Annotated in this window: 17 protein-coding genes; 6 read left to right on the top strand and 11 right to left on the bottom strand. The window is 69.3% G+C overall.

What is annotated here, in order from left to right; translation table 11 throughout:
• Nucleotides 1-156: 156 nt before the first annotated feature.
• Both NNI01S_RS14225 and NNI01S_RS14220 read right to left on the bottom strand, forming a co-directional pair.
• Nucleotides 157-1,455 (bottom strand): NtaA/DmoA family FMN-dependent monooxygenase, encoded by a 1,299-nt coding sequence (locus NNI01S_RS14225; RefSeq protein ID WP_063020563.1) that lies wholly within the window; start codon nucleotides 1,453-1,455, stop codon nucleotides 157-159.
• A 182-nt stretch (nucleotides 1,456-1,637) separates the two neighbouring features.
• Complete coding sequence (locus NNI01S_RS14220; protein ID WP_063020562.1) at nucleotides 1,638-1,820, bottom strand: hypothetical protein; 183 nt, start codon at nucleotides 1,818-1,820, stop codon at nucleotides 1,638-1,640.
• A 214-nt stretch (nucleotides 1,821-2,034) separates the two neighbouring features.
• On the opposite strand from NNI01S_RS14220, the gene NNI01S_RS14215 reads away from it, so the two are divergent.
• Entirely contained in the window at nucleotides 2,035-2,298 is a 264-nt protein-coding gene (locus NNI01S_RS14215; RefSeq protein ID WP_063020561.1) for a hypothetical protein, read from the top strand.
• 22 nt (nucleotides 2,299-2,320) lie between these two features.
• On the opposite strand, the gene NNI01S_RS14210 is transcribed toward NNI01S_RS14215, so the two are convergent.
• Nucleotides 2,321-2,959, bottom strand: a complete 639-nt coding sequence (locus NNI01S_RS14210; protein ID WP_063020560.1) for a TetR/AcrR family transcriptional regulator — start codon at nucleotides 2,957-2,959, stop codon at nucleotides 2,321-2,323.
• Nucleotides 2,960-3,020: 61 nt separating this feature from the next.
• On the opposite strand from NNI01S_RS14210, the gene NNI01S_RS14205 reads away from it, so the two are divergent.
• The 3 genes from NNI01S_RS14205 to NNI01S_RS14195 all read left to right on the top strand — a co-directional run bounded on the left by NNI01S_RS14205 (nucleotide 3,021) and on the right by NNI01S_RS14195 (nucleotide 5,309).
• A complete protein-coding gene (locus tag NNI01S_RS14205) occupies nucleotides 3,021-3,785 on the top strand; it encodes an SDR family NAD(P)-dependent oxidoreductase (RefSeq protein WP_245676131.1) in 765 nt (254 codons plus the stop codon).
• The gene (locus tag NNI01S_RS14200; RefSeq protein WP_063020558.1) at nucleotides 3,782-4,285 is read left to right on the top strand and encodes a VOC family protein; all 504 of its coding nucleotides are present in this window, start codon (nucleotides 3,782-3,784) and stop codon (nucleotides 4,283-4,285) included. Before NNI01S_RS14205 ends, NNI01S_RS14200 begins: the two co-directional genes overlap by 4 nt.
• 148 nt (nucleotides 4,286-4,433) lie before the next feature.
• Nucleotides 4,434-5,309 (top strand): TIGR03619 family F420-dependent LLM class oxidoreductase, encoded by an 876-nt coding sequence (locus NNI01S_RS14195; RefSeq protein ID WP_063020557.1) that lies wholly within the window; start codon nucleotides 4,434-4,436, stop codon nucleotides 5,307-5,309.
• 13 nt (nucleotides 5,310-5,322) lie between these two features.
• On the opposite strand, the gene NNI01S_RS14190 is transcribed toward NNI01S_RS14195, so the two are convergent.
• The 5 genes from NNI01S_RS14190 to NNI01S_RS14170 form a co-directional block, all read right to left on the bottom strand.
• On the bottom strand, nucleotides 5,323-6,192 hold the full coding sequence (locus NNI01S_RS14190) for a fructosamine kinase family protein (protein ID WP_063020556.1): 870 nt from the start codon (nucleotides 6,190-6,192) through the stop codon (nucleotides 5,323-5,325).
• Nucleotides 6,189-6,968 carry a helix-turn-helix domain-containing protein gene (locus NNI01S_RS14185; RefSeq protein ID WP_063020555.1) on the bottom strand — a complete coding sequence of 260 codons (780 nt, stop codon included), beginning with the start codon at nucleotides 6,966-6,968 and terminating at the stop codon, nucleotides 6,189-6,191. The genes NNI01S_RS14190 and NNI01S_RS14185 overlap by 4 nt, the downstream gene beginning before the upstream one ends.
• A gap of 156 nt (nucleotides 6,969-7,124) precedes the next feature.
• Nucleotides 7,125-7,748 carry a hypothetical protein gene (locus NNI01S_RS14180; RefSeq protein ID WP_063020554.1) on the bottom strand — a complete coding sequence of 208 codons (624 nt, stop codon included), beginning with the start codon at nucleotides 7,746-7,748 and terminating at the stop codon, nucleotides 7,125-7,127.
• A gap of 103 nt (nucleotides 7,749-7,851) precedes the next feature.
• Nucleotides 7,852-8,403, bottom strand: a complete 552-nt coding sequence (locus NNI01S_RS14175; RefSeq protein ID WP_063020553.1) for a TetR/AcrR family transcriptional regulator — start codon at nucleotides 8,401-8,403, stop codon at nucleotides 7,852-7,854.
• Nucleotides 8,400-9,341, bottom strand: a complete 942-nt coding sequence (locus NNI01S_RS14170) for an esterase/lipase family protein (protein ID WP_063917462.1) — start codon at nucleotides 9,339-9,341, stop codon at nucleotides 8,400-8,402. The genes NNI01S_RS14175 and NNI01S_RS14170 overlap by 4 nt, the downstream gene beginning before the upstream one ends.
• A 111-nt stretch (nucleotides 9,342-9,452) precedes the next feature.
• On the opposite strand from NNI01S_RS14170, the gene NNI01S_RS14165 reads away from it, so the two are divergent.
• Both NNI01S_RS14165 and NNI01S_RS14160 read left to right on the top strand, forming a co-directional pair.
• Nucleotides 9,453-9,833, top strand: coding sequence for an inorganic diphosphatase (locus NNI01S_RS14165; RefSeq protein ID WP_063020552.1), 381 nt, complete (start codon nucleotides 9,453-9,455; stop codon nucleotides 9,831-9,833).
• A 184-nt stretch (nucleotides 9,834-10,017) separates the two neighbouring features.
• Nucleotides 10,018-10,248: a DUF6480 family protein gene (locus NNI01S_RS14160; RefSeq protein WP_063020551.1), complete on the top strand. Its 231-nt coding sequence runs from the start codon at nucleotides 10,018-10,020 to the stop codon at nucleotides 10,246-10,248.
• A 65-nt stretch (nucleotides 10,249-10,313) separates the two neighbouring features.
• Here NNI01S_RS14160 and NNI01S_RS14155 read toward each other — a convergent pair whose 3' ends face one another.
• The 3 genes from NNI01S_RS14155 to NNI01S_RS14145 are packed head-to-tail and all read right to left on the bottom strand — an operon-like array spanning nucleotide 10,314 to nucleotide 13,554.
• A complete protein-coding gene (locus NNI01S_RS14155; RefSeq protein WP_063020550.1) occupies nucleotides 10,314-11,153 on the bottom strand; it encodes an SDR family oxidoreductase in 840 nt (279 codons plus the stop codon).
• Nucleotides 11,154-11,194: 41 nt separating this feature from the next.
• Nucleotides 11,195-11,752: a hemerythrin domain-containing protein gene (locus tag NNI01S_RS14150; protein ID WP_063020549.1), complete on the bottom strand. Its 558-nt coding sequence runs from the start codon at nucleotides 11,750-11,752 to the stop codon at nucleotides 11,195-11,197.
• 20 nt (nucleotides 11,753-11,772) lie between these two features.
• Nucleotides 11,773-13,554 carry a thiamine pyrophosphate-requiring protein gene (locus NNI01S_RS14145; RefSeq protein WP_063020548.1) on the bottom strand — a complete coding sequence of 594 codons (1,782 nt, stop codon included), beginning with the start codon at nucleotides 13,552-13,554 and terminating at the stop codon, nucleotides 11,773-11,775.
• Nucleotides 13,555-13,573: the final 19 nt, after the last annotated feature.

Here is a 13,573-nt window from a genome sequence, read left to right as displayed (position 1 = left end):
GCCCCCGTCTGTGGGGACCACTGCACGTATTCCAGCTCCGCGCCGTCGGCGTGCCGGAGGTAGACGAACGAGCAGCGGGGTCTGGGCGATCGCGTGACCGGTCTTCGCGGCGTTGTCGGCGAAGTGGGCGTTGGAGGAGATCGTGGGTGCGGCGCGTCAGTTCGGGAGCGGGGGGAGTTCGAGGTTGTCGCGGAAGGTCGCGCCGACGTAGTCGGATCCGACGATGCCGTGGCGGCGTAGTTCCGGCAGCAGCCCGTTGACGACGAAGTCGCGGGTGCGCTCGTCGGCGAGCCCGCCGAGGGAGATCACGTCGAGCACACCTGCCTCGTAGCGTTCCCGGATTGCGTCGGCGAGTTGTTCGGGGGTTCCGGTTGCCGCCCAGTGGCCGGTGTCTTTGGCGGCGATGATCAGTTCGCGCAGTGTTTTTCCCGATCGGGCGAAGTTGCTGAAGATCTCCACGCGGCCGCGCCTGCGGTGCACGGACGCCACGTCGGGCAGCACGCTCTCCGGGAGGGGCTTGTCCAACGGGAGGCCGGACAGATCGACGCCGCCGCCGAGCATGTCGGCGAGGGCGGCGCGTCCGGCCTCGAAGTCGGTCGCCTCCGCCTGTTCCCGGGCAAGGCGTCGGGCCTCGGCTTCGGTGGCGCCGTAGGTGGCGTGGAACGAGCTCATGATCAACGGCAGGCCCTCGGCGCGGCCGAGTTCGCCGGCCCGGGCGCGGATGCGCTTGGTGTAGGTGACCGCGTCTTCGAGGGTGGGCAGCGAGGTGAACACCACCTCGGCGAAGCGCGCGCCCAGTTCGACGCCGCCCGCGGACTGCCCGGCCTGGAACTGGACCGGCCTGCGCTGCGGCAGGGGTGGGATGTTCAGCGGTCCGCGCACGGTGAAGTGCTGGCCCGCGTGGTCGATGGGCCGGATGCGGGTGGGGTCCAGGATCGCGCCGCCGCTGCCGTCGGAGGTCAGCGCGCCGGGGTGCCAGCTGTCGAACAGGGCGTTGACCACCTGGAGGGATTCGGTGGCGCGGGCATAGCGGTCTTCGGGGCCCGGCAGGTCTTGGTCGCCGTAGTTCTCCTCCCCTACCGAGGAGGTGACCGCGTTCCAGGCGGCGCGGCCGTTGCTGATGTGGTCGAGTGTGCCGAACAGCCGGGCGAGGTTGTAGGGGTGGTGGAAGGTGGTGGTCACCGTCGCGATGAGCCCGACGTGGGAGGTGACGGCGCTCAGCGCGGACAGGAAGATCAACGGTTCCTGCGCGCCGATCGCGCCTTGTGCGCCGAAACTGAGCAGGTCGGCGGCGAAGAGAGCGTCGAATTTGTGTTGTTCGGCGATCTTGGCGACCTCGATGGATGAGGCGACCGTGGTCGCGGTGGGATCGATGGCCGCCGCGTACACGCTGACCGCGCCGCTGACGCCCGTGACGGTCTTCAGCGGTCGCCGTCGCCTTCCAGCATTGCCCATTGCGGTGACGCTACCGGCGCGCGCGCCTGGGGTAACGGATTGCGATCAGCGAGATGTTTTCTGCGCGAGCGGGATCCGATGCGGGCGGGCCGGGAGGGCGTGAGGTGGTGCGGGTTTCTCCACGGGCGCGGGGGTGCGAAATGCGCTCGGGTCACCGGTGTCCGGACGAACCGGGGACGATTCTAGGTTTCTTGCTCGCACGCGTCGCCGTGGTCTTCGGCGGTGGGCCGGTCCGCGCGCGGTACCCGGACCACTCCGGTGTCGAGGTCGATGTCGAATCGCGGCGTGTGGGTCTGGCCGTCGCTGTCTTCACTGCCTTCGTGGGTCAGCTTCTTGCCTGGAAACAGCTCCCCGATGACGCCCATATGATCACGATACGCGCGAGCGGCTTCCCGGGGCCCCGCCGGCCGCGCAGGAGTGGAAGGGCGAGTCGCCATGCGATAGCCGGAGGGCGGTCCCATTTCGGCACCCGAGGGGCCGCGGCTCGGTTAGCATCGTGTTCTGCTCCTGTCGGCCGAGGACCGCGGCACGGGGGCACTGGGCGACCGGCATTTGATCGAACGACAGATCGGCCATCGAATGGAACAAGACGCCGACCTCGCCCAGGCTCGGGTCTTCTTGGAGTTGCTGACCCGGCGAGCCCAGACGTTGGCGCGGGACATCGAATTCTCCTACCGCGGCGATCCCGCCGTGCGCCACGAGTTGCACAGCGAATTGTGCGTCGTGCGCCGCTGTATCGACCGCCTGCACCGCAGATTCCCGGAAACCGCCGGGCCGCAGGGTGATCGGCGGTTGGCGGCGGTTCCGGGCAGCGGCCTCGGGACCCGGCGGACGCTGGGTTGAGGCGGCGGGGACCGTGCCGATTTCAGCGTCGCGGCGCGGTGGCGGCGCGCTCGGGGACGGGCACGGTGAGTATGGCGACGATCATGTCCACGATTTCCGCGGCGTCCCCGGGCTGCGCGGTGCGGACTCCCGATTCCAGGGTGCGTTCGTAGTCGGCGATCAGGGCGAACATGATGGTGGCCATGGTTTCCAGGCGCTGTCTGCGCAGGTGCCGTGGCAGGCCGGTGAGCGCCGCGTCGAGGCGGGTGGCGATGATGCGGACCGCGGCGCGGTCGGCGTCGGCGAGGCGGTGCGCGTCGGCCACCACGGGATGGGTGCGCACGACCTCCAGGAACCGGCCCAGATGGGTGACCCGGTCGTGGCCGAGCAGTTCGAGGATCGGTGTGGCGAGCATGGCGACGAGGGCGTGCACGTCGTTGGCGCGGCCGTCGGCTTCGTGGGCGGCCAGCAGCTGCATGCGCCGCTGCTCGAGCCAGTTCATCCGCCGCTCGACGATGGCCTCGATCAGCCCGGTGCGCGAATCGAAGTAGTAGTGCACCGCGGAGTTGTTGCGCTGACCGGCGGCGGAGGCGATGTCGCGCAGCGGCACGTCGAGGCCGCGTTCGGCGATGAGGCGTTCCCCGGCGTCGAGCAAGGCGGTGCGCGATGCGTCGCTCGGCATAACCGCACTCTACTAAACACTGGTATTGACGATGTTAAACACAGATGCTTAATTGAACGGCGTGGTTGATGTGGCGGTGGTCACCGGTGCCGCGTCCGGCGTGGGCGCCGCGCTGTGCCGTCTGCTGGCCGCACGAGGCGTCGCGGTCGTGGCCGCCGACATCGACGCCGCCGGACTGGTCGGGCTGGCCGCAGACACCGCGATCCACACGCAGGTCGTCGACGTCTCCGACGACGATCAGGTACGCCGCCTGGTCCACGGCACGGTGGCCGAACTCGGTGGCATCGACTTCCTGTTCAACAACGCGGCCATCCGCCTCGGCGGCGCCGTCGAGCACATGCCGTTGCCCCAGTGGCAGCGCATCGTGGACGTGAACCTGTGGGGTGTGGTGCACGGCACGCGCCACGCCTACCCGCTGATGCGTGCGCAGGGCTCCGGGCACATCGTCAACATGGCCTCCCTGGCGGGGCTGACGCCGGTGGCTCCGTCGGTGGCCTACGCGATGACCGAGCACGCCGTGGTCGGACTCAGCACCGCGCTGCGCGTGGAAGCGGCCGCGGCCGGGGTCAAGGTGAGTGTCGCCGTGCCCGGCGGGGTCGTCACCGACATCGTCGATTCCGGGATCGACCTGCCCGGGTATTCCTACCGGCATCCGGCGCGCCGGACGCCGATCGGGATGATCAGTGCCGAACGGGCCGCTCGCCACATTCTGCGCGGCATGCGCAAGAACAAGCCCTGCATCGTGTTCCCGCATTACAACAGGGCGGTGGTCGCCGCTCACCGGTGGTGTCCCGGCCTGATGAGCCGTCTCGGGGAGCGCCGATGATCGCTTGCGGTCCGATCTTCCAATTGTGCTGGGTGGTGGCCGATCTGGGCGCGGCCTGCCAGGCGTTCACCACCCGGTACGGGGTCGGCGAGTGGTTCACCATCCCGGAGGTCCACTTCGGGCCCGACGCCGCCGAACTGCGCGGCGCTGCGGCCGACTACACGATCGCCGTGGCGCTCGGCTATGCCGGTGGCCAGCAGGTGGAGCTGATCGAGCCGCGCGGCGGAGTGAGCCTGTATGCCGAGCATCTGGACCGTCACGGTCCCGGGCTGCACCACGCCGCCTGGGTGCCCGAGGACTACGACGCCGCTCTCGCGGAGGCCGCGGCGGCGGGGATCGAGATCGCCGCGCGTGGCAGGTTCGAGGGGGTAGGGATGGAGTTCGCCTACCTCGAGGGCGGGCCGATCGGCTCGCACATCGAACTGCTGCGGTTGTCGCCGGAGATGAAGGCTCTGTTCGACCACTTGATTCCGGAAGGCTTCACCAACCCATGGCAGTAGGCGGTGATCTCTCGGGCGGCCTCGATATCCTCGGGGCGGCTCGGGTCCGCTTGCGGCGTTTCCTCTCACGTTCCGGTCCCGGCCCGCTCCGTGGGTCCCGGCGCCGGAATCCACGCGGCGCGCTGGACGCGCCAGGAAGGCGAGCATCATGCGTTTCACCTACGCCGAGACGATGACCGATCCGTCGTATTATTTCGCTCTCGCCAAAGCCGCCGAGGAGGCGGGCTACACCTCCATGGCCGTCGCCGACAGCATCGCGTATCCGAAGGAATCCGACGCGAAGTACCCCTACACCCCCGACGGCGGCCGCGAGTTCCTGGAGGACAAGCCGTTCGTCGAGGCGTTCGTGCTCAGCGCGGCGATGGCGGCGGTGACCACCACGCTGCGTTTCACGCCGTTCGTGCTGAAGCTGCCGATCCGCCCGCCGGTGCTGGTGGCCAAGCAGGCCGCCTCGGTGGCCGCGCTGAGCGGCAACCGGTTCGGGCTCGGGGTCGGCATCAGCCCGTGGCCGGACGACTTCGAGATCATGGGGGTGCCGTTCGACAAGCGCGGCGCGCGGATGGACGAGTGCATCGATATCGTGCGCGGGCTCTCGGCGGGCGGGTACTTCGAGTACCACGGGCAGTTCTACGACATTCCGCCGATCAAGATCAGTCCGGTGCCGACCGAACCGGTGCCCATCCTCGTCGGCGGGCACAGCAAACCCGCGTTGCGCCGAGCCGCGCAGCGCGGTGACGGATGGATGCACGCCGGCGGCGACGGCGCCGAACTCGACCGGCTGCTGGCCGAACTGGACGTTCTGCGCGCGGAGTACGGCACCCGCAAGGACTTCGAGGTGCACGTCATCTCGCTGGACGGGTTCACCGTCGACGGCATCAAACGCCTCGAGGACAAAGGGGTCACCGACGTGATCGTCGGTTTCCGGCTGCCCTACACCACCGAGCAGGACACCGAGCCGCTCGAGACGAAGATCGCCAACCTGTCGCGCTTCGCCGAGAAGGTCATCGCGCGGTGCGCCGGGTGAGGCCGGGCGCGGGTCACTGCGCGAGCGCCGCGGCGGCCGCGGCGAGCGTCTGAGACCGGTAGCCCGCGCCGAACAGCACGACGTGCACCAGCAGCGGGTGCAGCTGGTGCAGCGGCATCCGGGTGCGCCATCCGTCGGCGAGCGGACGGGCCTCGTGATAGGCGGCCTGGATGCGGTCCAGGTGCGGAGCACCGAAGAGGGCGAGCATGGCCAGGTCGGTTTCGCGGTGGCCGGCGTGCGCGGCGGGGTCGATGAGCATCGCCCGTTCCCGGGTCCACAGGAGGTTGCCCGACCACAGGTCGCCGTGGATGCGGACCGGTGGTTCGGCGGGCCCGGCCAGTTCATCGATGCGATCGATGACGCGCTCGATCAGGCGGGCTCCGTCGGCGCCGAGATGCGGCGCCGCTCGCACGAGGTAGGGCGCGAGACGATGTTCGGCGTACCACTGCGGCCACGGTCGGCCGGTCGGAGTGTTGGGCAGTGGCAGGGTCGCGATCCAGCCTTCCCAGGGTGCGCCGAACAGCTCGGATCGGCAGGAGTGCAACGCGGCCAGCTCTCGACCGAACCGTTCGGCGGCCGCGGGAGTGGGGGCGGATTCCTCCAGCCACGGCAGCACCAGCATCCGGTCGTCGGCGGCCAGCACCTCCGGCAGCAACGCCTGCGTGCTGTCGCTCGACGGGCCGGGCGTGGCGTCCCGCAGCCAGGTCAGGCCGGCCGCTTCGGCCGCGAAGACGGGTGTCGGCTCGGCCGTCGCCTTCACGAAAAGCGATCGGCCGTCGGCCGATTCGGCGCGGTGCAGGGTCCAGGCGTGGCCTGCGCCGATGCCGGTGATGGTGTGCACGGGCACGTTCAGCAGAGCGGACAGCCGGGCCGCGTGGCTCACGGCGTGCTCGCGGTGAGCCGCTGCATGGTGTCCTCGTCGGCGGGGAAGAACGATTCGATGGCCAGTTCGGCGACGGTGACGTTCATCGGGGTGCCGAACACCGTGGTGACACTGAGGAACGACAATTCGTTCCCGTCGTGTTCGATCCGCAGCGGGACCACCGCCTGGTCGGGTTCGGGGACGGCGAGCTCCACTTCCCCGCCGGGGTAGGACCGCAGTTCGGTGAGCAGATCGGCCAGTTCCGGGGACCCGGTGACTTCGACTTGGCGCGCCAAGCGGGCGAAGATGTGGCCGCGCCACTCGGCGAGATTGCGGATGCGGCCGGCCATGCCGTCGGGATGCAGGCTCAGGCGCAGGGCGTTCACCGGCGGTGTCACCAAGGCAGGATCGATGCCGTCGATGAGGACGGCCACGCCGCTGTTGGCGTCGATCATCGTCCAGTTCTGGTCGATGGCCAGCGCGGGGTAGGGCTGGTGACCGGCGAGGATCTGGCGCATGGCGCCGCGAACGGCGTTCATGGCGGGGGTGTCCAGGCCGGGTTGCGCGTAGGCGGGGGCGTAGCCCGCGGCCAGCAGCACACGGTTGCGCTCGCGCAACGGGATATCCAGATGCTCGGACAGGTGCACGATCATGGTCCGGCTCGGGGTGGCGCGTCCGGTTTCGATGAAGCTCAGATGCCGCGCCGAGGTGTCGGCCCGCCCGGCGAGCTCCAGCTGGCTGAGCCTGCGTTCCAGACGCCAGTGTCGCAGCAGGTCACCTGCTGTTGGGGTACTCACGCCCCGATCCTACGAACCACCGTGGGGCCTGGCCATTACCTCACGGGTAAGCGAGATCGGGACTCGCCGTTCGCGGTGGGGCGCGACCGATCACCCGGTGCGCGACGCACGGATACCCGGCCGGAGGCTCGTGTTCCGGCCGGATCTCGCGTGCTCTCAGGCCATCTCGGGTACGCGCAGATGCGCGAAGGCCAGCTCGAACTCCCCCACCTCCAGCACGTTGGCGCCCACCCGCTGGGTCGCCGTCTGCCTTATCTGATTGGTCTGCTCGCGGCTGTCGTCCATCGCCTGCCGGTTCTCCCACACGGTCGCCCCCACCGCCCGGCCGCTGTTGCGGTCGATGAGCAGGCTCGCGCTGCAGAATCCGTCGAGCATCTCCGTCTGCGGCAGCACTTCCATCTTGAACATGTCGGCCAGCCGGTCGACCTGGCCCGGATCGACCTGTACCCACGTGCAGCGGGTGCAGGCACTCGCACCGGCCGGATGATCCCGGTGCATCACCGCGATCTCCCATTCCTCCACGCGTTCCGCCCGCCCGCCGAGCCGCCGGGCCATGCCCTCGCGCAGTTGCTGAACCCGTCCTCTGCTGGCATGCAACGCCTCCTGGGTCTCCCACGAAGTAGTCGCGATGCAGCGTCCCGTCGACCGGTCGGCCATCAAGGACAGACCGACCCATCCCTGGATCTCGGACAGATTCGGCATCAGTTCGTCACGCAGATATGCGAGCCCGTCGTCCACCGACGACGGCTGCGCCGCAATGGTGCTGGAACGTGCGTACACGGGCCACCTCCCACTCGGTCGGGGTGGCGCCCCGGTGGCACCACCGGACATACTCACCTTCCTCCAGCCCGCGTCCCCGCGCAATGCCTCGGCTACTGTCCGGCTACCCGGTGCTGCGACGTCCGATGGCCAACCGCACCAACGCCGCACGCAGCTCCGGAAGGTTCTGCGACGCGGTCAGTTCGGCCAGGGCGATATCGGCGATCGCGGCGACGACGAGTGTCGCGACCGGTTCCGGGTCGTCCCACCCGGCGGCGGCGAGATCGTCGGTGATGAGCACCGCGGCTTGCCGATTGCGTGCGGCGACCTGCTCGCCGAGACCCGCTTCGGATCGGGCCTGGATCAGCAGAGCCTTCGTCGCGGGCTGAGCCAGACAGCCGTCGAGATAGGCGTGCATGCCCGCGGTCAACCGCTCGATGCCCGGCGCCATACCGGAGACGGTGTCCAGCACGTGGGCGAACAACTCTTCGTGGAAGACGTGGTGCAGCGCTCGGACATAGTCGCCGCGGCTGGACCAGTGCTGGTAGAAGCTGCCTTTGGCCATGCTCGCCCGCGCGACGATCGCGTTCACCGACAGTTTCGCCAGATCCGCCTCGCCCAGCAGAGCCTGTCCCGCTTGCAGCAGAGCCTTGCGGCCCGGTTCGGCCGACCTCACGATCCGGCCGCCGGCGTGAGCGGTCCGAGGATCGGCGCGACCACAGGGCACTGGACCGGCCGGGCGTGTCCGGGGTCCAGCGCGTTGAGCACTTGGCGCACCGCGACCGGATCGGAGGTGAGGCCGTAGTGTTCGGAGTAGTCGGTGGCGCACACGTCCTGCAGCACGATGTTGCGGGCGTTCGGCCCTTCGAGCATGCCGGTGGTGTAGGGCGTCGCGATTTCGTCGTAGCGGCTCACGATGCCGACGAACTCCACGCCGGGCACCAGCCTGGCGTCCGCTTTCAGTTCCCGCAGGAACGGCGAGTCCGGCGACATCTGGCACGGACCGCACCCGGCGACGGCATCTTCGGCGCCCGGCAGATTTCGCAGGGGCCCGGCCGCGGCGTCGGCGCCGCTGAGCGTCGACCCGTGATACGGCGCGCCCAGCCCGATATGGCGGGCCACCTTTCCGGCGCCGCCGAGGTGGTGGAAATAGTAGAACGGCACCGCGCCGCCCATGGAGTGCCCGACGAGATCGACCTTCGCCGCACCGGTGGCAGTCAGGACGCGGTCGATGAACGCTCCGATCTGGCGGGCGCTCTCGGGGACCGGAGCCACCGCGCCCAGCGCCGGGCCGAACGCCCCGGTGCCGTAGGTGGTGGTGTAGACGCAGTAACCCGCGGCCGCCAGCAGGGGTGACAAGGTCTGCCAGGTCACCGTCTCGTTGCCCAGCCCGTGCAGCAACACCACGGGATTCGGATGCTCCGCACTCGGGTGGCAGCTCCACTCGTTGGCTCCCGGCGGCGGCGCTCCCGGTGCCGCCAGCTGCGCGGCCAGCCCCGCCAGATAGCTGTAGGGGACATTTGCGGGCTCCTGCGCCTCGGCCGCGGGCTCGGCTCCGATGAGGCACACCGCGGCGGTGGCCGTTGATGCGGCAATCCGAAGCAAGGTCTTCACTGCTACTCCTCGCACAAGCTCGTTACGCTATGACCGACCGGTCGGTCATAGCGTACCGGCGCGGCGGCCGGACGTGAAGAGCACGATCGAGCGTGCGGTAGCGTGGGGCCGGTGACCGACCTGGTGCCACTGGAGGATTCCGAGTCGCTGCGAACGGCACGCCTATTCCTCGGGCACACCGTGGATCTCGTCATCGACCGCCCGTACGGCAGCCATCACCCGCGGTGCGGATTCCGCTATCCGGTCAACTACGGATTCGTGCCGCTCACCTGCGCCCCCGACGGGCAGGAACTCGACGGCTACTTTCTCGGACCGTCCGAACCGATGGTCTTCGCGCGCGGACGCTGTGTGGGGATCATCCACCGGCTCTACGACGATGACGACAAGCTGGTGGTCGTGCCGACCGGCAGCCCGGTCCTGGACGACGCGGCGATCGATGCGGCGGTCGCGTTCCAGGAGACCGCCGGTCATTACGTGATCGTGCGGAGCTGACCTGCGAATAGCCGGACGGATGCCGATTGGGCCCGCGGATACCGGGTAGGACCCGGGCATGGAACTGTTGGTGATTCTCGCCCTCGCCGTGCTGGTCGGCGCCGTGATCCTGTATCGCAAGAGGTCCGGCAAACGGCCCGGCGCACCCGAGGTACCCGGCAACGACGGCGAGTAGGGAGCGGCTATGAGCGCGATGGATCCTGATCCCGCGAAAACCCCCGATCTGGAGCCGGGCGGCGGAGTGCCGCCGGGCGCCACGCCCCCGGACACGGCGCAGACCTCCGGGCTGTCGGCGCCGGAGCCCAGGACCAGGCACCACTTCCCCGTCACCGGGGTCCTGGCGATGCTCATCGGGGCGTTGGTGATCCTGCTCTTCGTCGCCGCGGCGGTCGGCATCGTGGTGTCGATGCTGTGACTCGCGACATCGACGGTCGGCCGCCCGGACGTGCGGCCGACCGTGCGGTCATCGTGCGCGCGATCTCACAGGATCGGCCTGCCCCCGGTGACCGCGATGCGGGCGCCGGAGACGTAGCTGCCGTCGTCGGAGGCCAGCAGGACGTAGGTGGGGGCCAGTTCGGCCGGTTGACCGGCGCGACCCAGCGGGGTGTCGTCCCCGAACTTCGCCACCTTCTCGACCGGCATCGTGGCGGGGATCAGCGGGGTCCAGATCGGACCCGGCGCAACGCTGTTGACCCGGATCCCGCGTTCGCCCAGCAGCTGCGCGAGGCTGGCGGAGAAGTTCGCGATGGCGGCTTTGGTCGCCGCGTACGGCGCGAGAGTGGGTGAGGGCATGTCGGAGTTGACCGAGGAGCTGCCGATGATCGATGAGCCGGGGGGCATGTGTGGCAGCGCGGCTTTCACCAGATAGAAGTAGGCGTTGATGTTCAGCTTGACGGTGTGCTCGAACTCCTCGTCGCTGATCTCCTCGAGCGTCTCGTGTGTCATCTGGAACGCCGCGTTGCTCACCAGCACGTCGATCTTTCCGAATTCGCGCACCGCCCGATCGATGACGGCGCGGCAGTGCGCGGCCTCCGACAGGTCGCCCGGCACGAGCACGGCTTTGCGTCCGGCCTGCGTCACCAGGTCGGCGACCTCCTTCGCGTCCTCGTCCTCGTCGAGATAGGAGAGCAGCACATCGGCGCCCTCGCGCGCGTAGGCGATCGCCACCGCCCGTCCGATTCCGCTGTCGGCGCCGGTGATGACGGCGGCTTTGCCGGTCAATTTGCCGGAGCCGCGGTAGCTGTCCTCACCGCAGTCCGGGATCGGGTTCATCCTGGCCTGGATGCCCGGGACGTCTTGCTGCTGTTCGGGAAAACCCATGTCGGTCTCTTCCTCCTGTGCACTCGGGTACTACGGGTGATTCACGTGTCCTGCTGTCGCCAGTCGCGTACCGCGTCGCGAGCCCGGTCGAACAGCGCCAGCGGCGGGCCCGCCAAGAGGTTCGCGACCGCGGACTCCCCCGCGTGCGGGTGCGGGCGGGTGGGGGCCACCGCCTCGGCGGCGCGCAGCGATCCCGCCATCCGCTGCAACTGACTGCTGGAGAACTGCGCGCGCAGCAGGGGGAACTCCTCGGCCTCCTCGTGCGAGGCGTGCTCGTCCACGGCTTCGGCGAACCGGGCCAGCCGGGCATCGAACTCCGGATGGTCCACACCGAGGTCGTAGAGGTCCGCCAGCGCGCGCTTGGCCGCGTTCTCCTCCTCCAGCCGCGGTTGCACGATCTCGGCGTCGGCGCCGAAACGGGCCCGCCCGGCGACCGGGTGCACGACCTCCTCCTCGGCGCTTTCGTGCACGGCCAGCAACCGCACCAGATCGGTGAACAGATCCTGTTTCGCGGCGGGACCCGCCTGCAGGCGCGCCAGCAGCTCGCGAATCTTCGCGTGCTGGGCGGTGAGCAGGTCGACGACATCCTGGTCGGTCATCGCAACACTCGTTTCTGTCGCTACGGAATGAATTCCTGGACTTTGGCTTTCGCGCCCTGTGCGAGCAGGTGCCAGGCGTCGGGATCGCCGCGCAGCACGGCTTCGGCGGTGTCTTTCATCTGGTCCCAGGTCGCGTGCGGCGGGATGGGCGGCACGTCGGGGTCGCAGTGGACATCGAGCACCACCGGGCCGTCGGCGTGCAGGGCGCTGTCCCAGGCCGGGCCCAGCTCCTCGGGTGTCCGCACGGTGATGCCGGTCAGGCCGGCGCTGTGGGCCACCTCGGCGTAGGAGACGTCGGGCAGGGTTTGGGACTGCTCGAACTTCGGGGCGCCGCCCATCGCCCGCAGCTCCCAGGTGACCTGGTTGAGGTCGTTGTTGTGAAAAACGCACACGACCAGGCGCGGGTCGCGCCAGCGGGGGCGGTAGCGGGCGATGGTGAGCAGTTCGGCCATGCCGTTCATCTGCATGGCGCCGTCGCCGACCAGCGCGATCGCGGGCCGGTCGGGGTGGGCGAACTTGGCGCCGATGGCGTAGGGCACGCCCGGGCCCATGGTGGCCAGGGTGCCCGACAGTGATCCGCGCATCCGGCCGCGAAAGCGCAGGCAGCGGGCGTACCAGTTGGTGGAGGAGCCGGAATCGGCGGTGACGATGGCGTCCTCGGGAATGCGTTCGGACAGCTCCCACACCACCCGCATGGGATTGACCGGTGCGGCATCCAGCAGGGATTGGCGTTCGACGGTCTGCCACCAGCGGGCGACGTTCTTCTCGATCCGTTCCCGCCAGTCGCGGTCACTCTTGCGCCGCACCAGCGGAATCAGTTCCGCCAGCGTTGATTTCGCGTCGCCGACCAGGTTCACCTCGGTCGGGTACCGCATGCCGATCATGGTGCCGTCGATGTCGATCTGCACCGCGCGCGCCTGCCCGAACTCGGGCAGGAACTGGCTGTAGGGAAAATTCGATCCGACGATCAGCAGCGTGTCGCAGTCGCGCATGAGCTCGTAACTGGGCCTGCTGCCGAGCAATCCGATCGCGCCCGTGACGAAAGGCAGGTCGTCGGGCAGGACGTCCTTGCCCAGCAGCGCCTTCGCCACACCCGCGCCGGTGCGCTCGGCGAGCTCGACGATCTCTTCGGCGGCCGCGCGGGCGCCCTGACCGACGAGGATGGCGACCCTCGATCCGGCCTCGAGTACTTCGGCCGCGCGCCGGATGTCCTCGTGCGCGGGCACCGCGCGGGTCGAGACGGGGCCCGGCGGGCTCGACGGCACCTGCTTGAAGGCGTGCTGCGGCGGCTCATAGTGCTCTTCTTGCAGATCCGAGGGCAGGATCACCGCGGTCGGGGCCCGGCGCGCGGCCGCGATCCGGAAGGCGCGATCCAGTGCGTTGGGCAGCTGGCCGGCCACGTTCACCTCGACCAGATAGTCCGACGCGACGTCCTTGAACAGGCTCTGCAGATCGACTTCCTGCTGATAGCTGCCGCCCATCGCGCTGCGCGCGGTCTGCCCGACGATCGCCACCACCGGGACGTGATCGAGCTTGGCGTCGTACAGCCCGTTGAGCAAATGGATCGCCCCCGGCCCCGAGGTCGCGGTGCACACGCCCACCTTGCCGCTGAATTTGGCGTATCCGGTGGCCTGGAACGCCGACATCTCCTCGTGGCGGGCTTGGATGAACGCCGGCTTGTCGTCGGCGCGGCCGAAAGCGGCGATCAGGCCGTTGATCCCGTCGCCGGGATAACCGAAGACCTGCTCGACGCCCCACTCCCGCAGACGTTGCACGACGTAGTCACCGACCAGTTGAGCCATAGGGTTCCTCCTGTCCGTG

The sequence above is a fragment of the Nocardia niwae NBRC 108934 = DSM 45340 genome (genome assembly GCF_001613465.1).
GTDB classification, from domain to species: domain Bacteria; phylum Actinomycetota; class Actinomycetes; order Mycobacteriales; family Mycobacteriaceae; genus Nocardia; species Nocardia niwae.
Note: the sequence above shows the minus strand (reverse complement) of the source record. Positions and strands in the feature narration are given on the sequence as shown.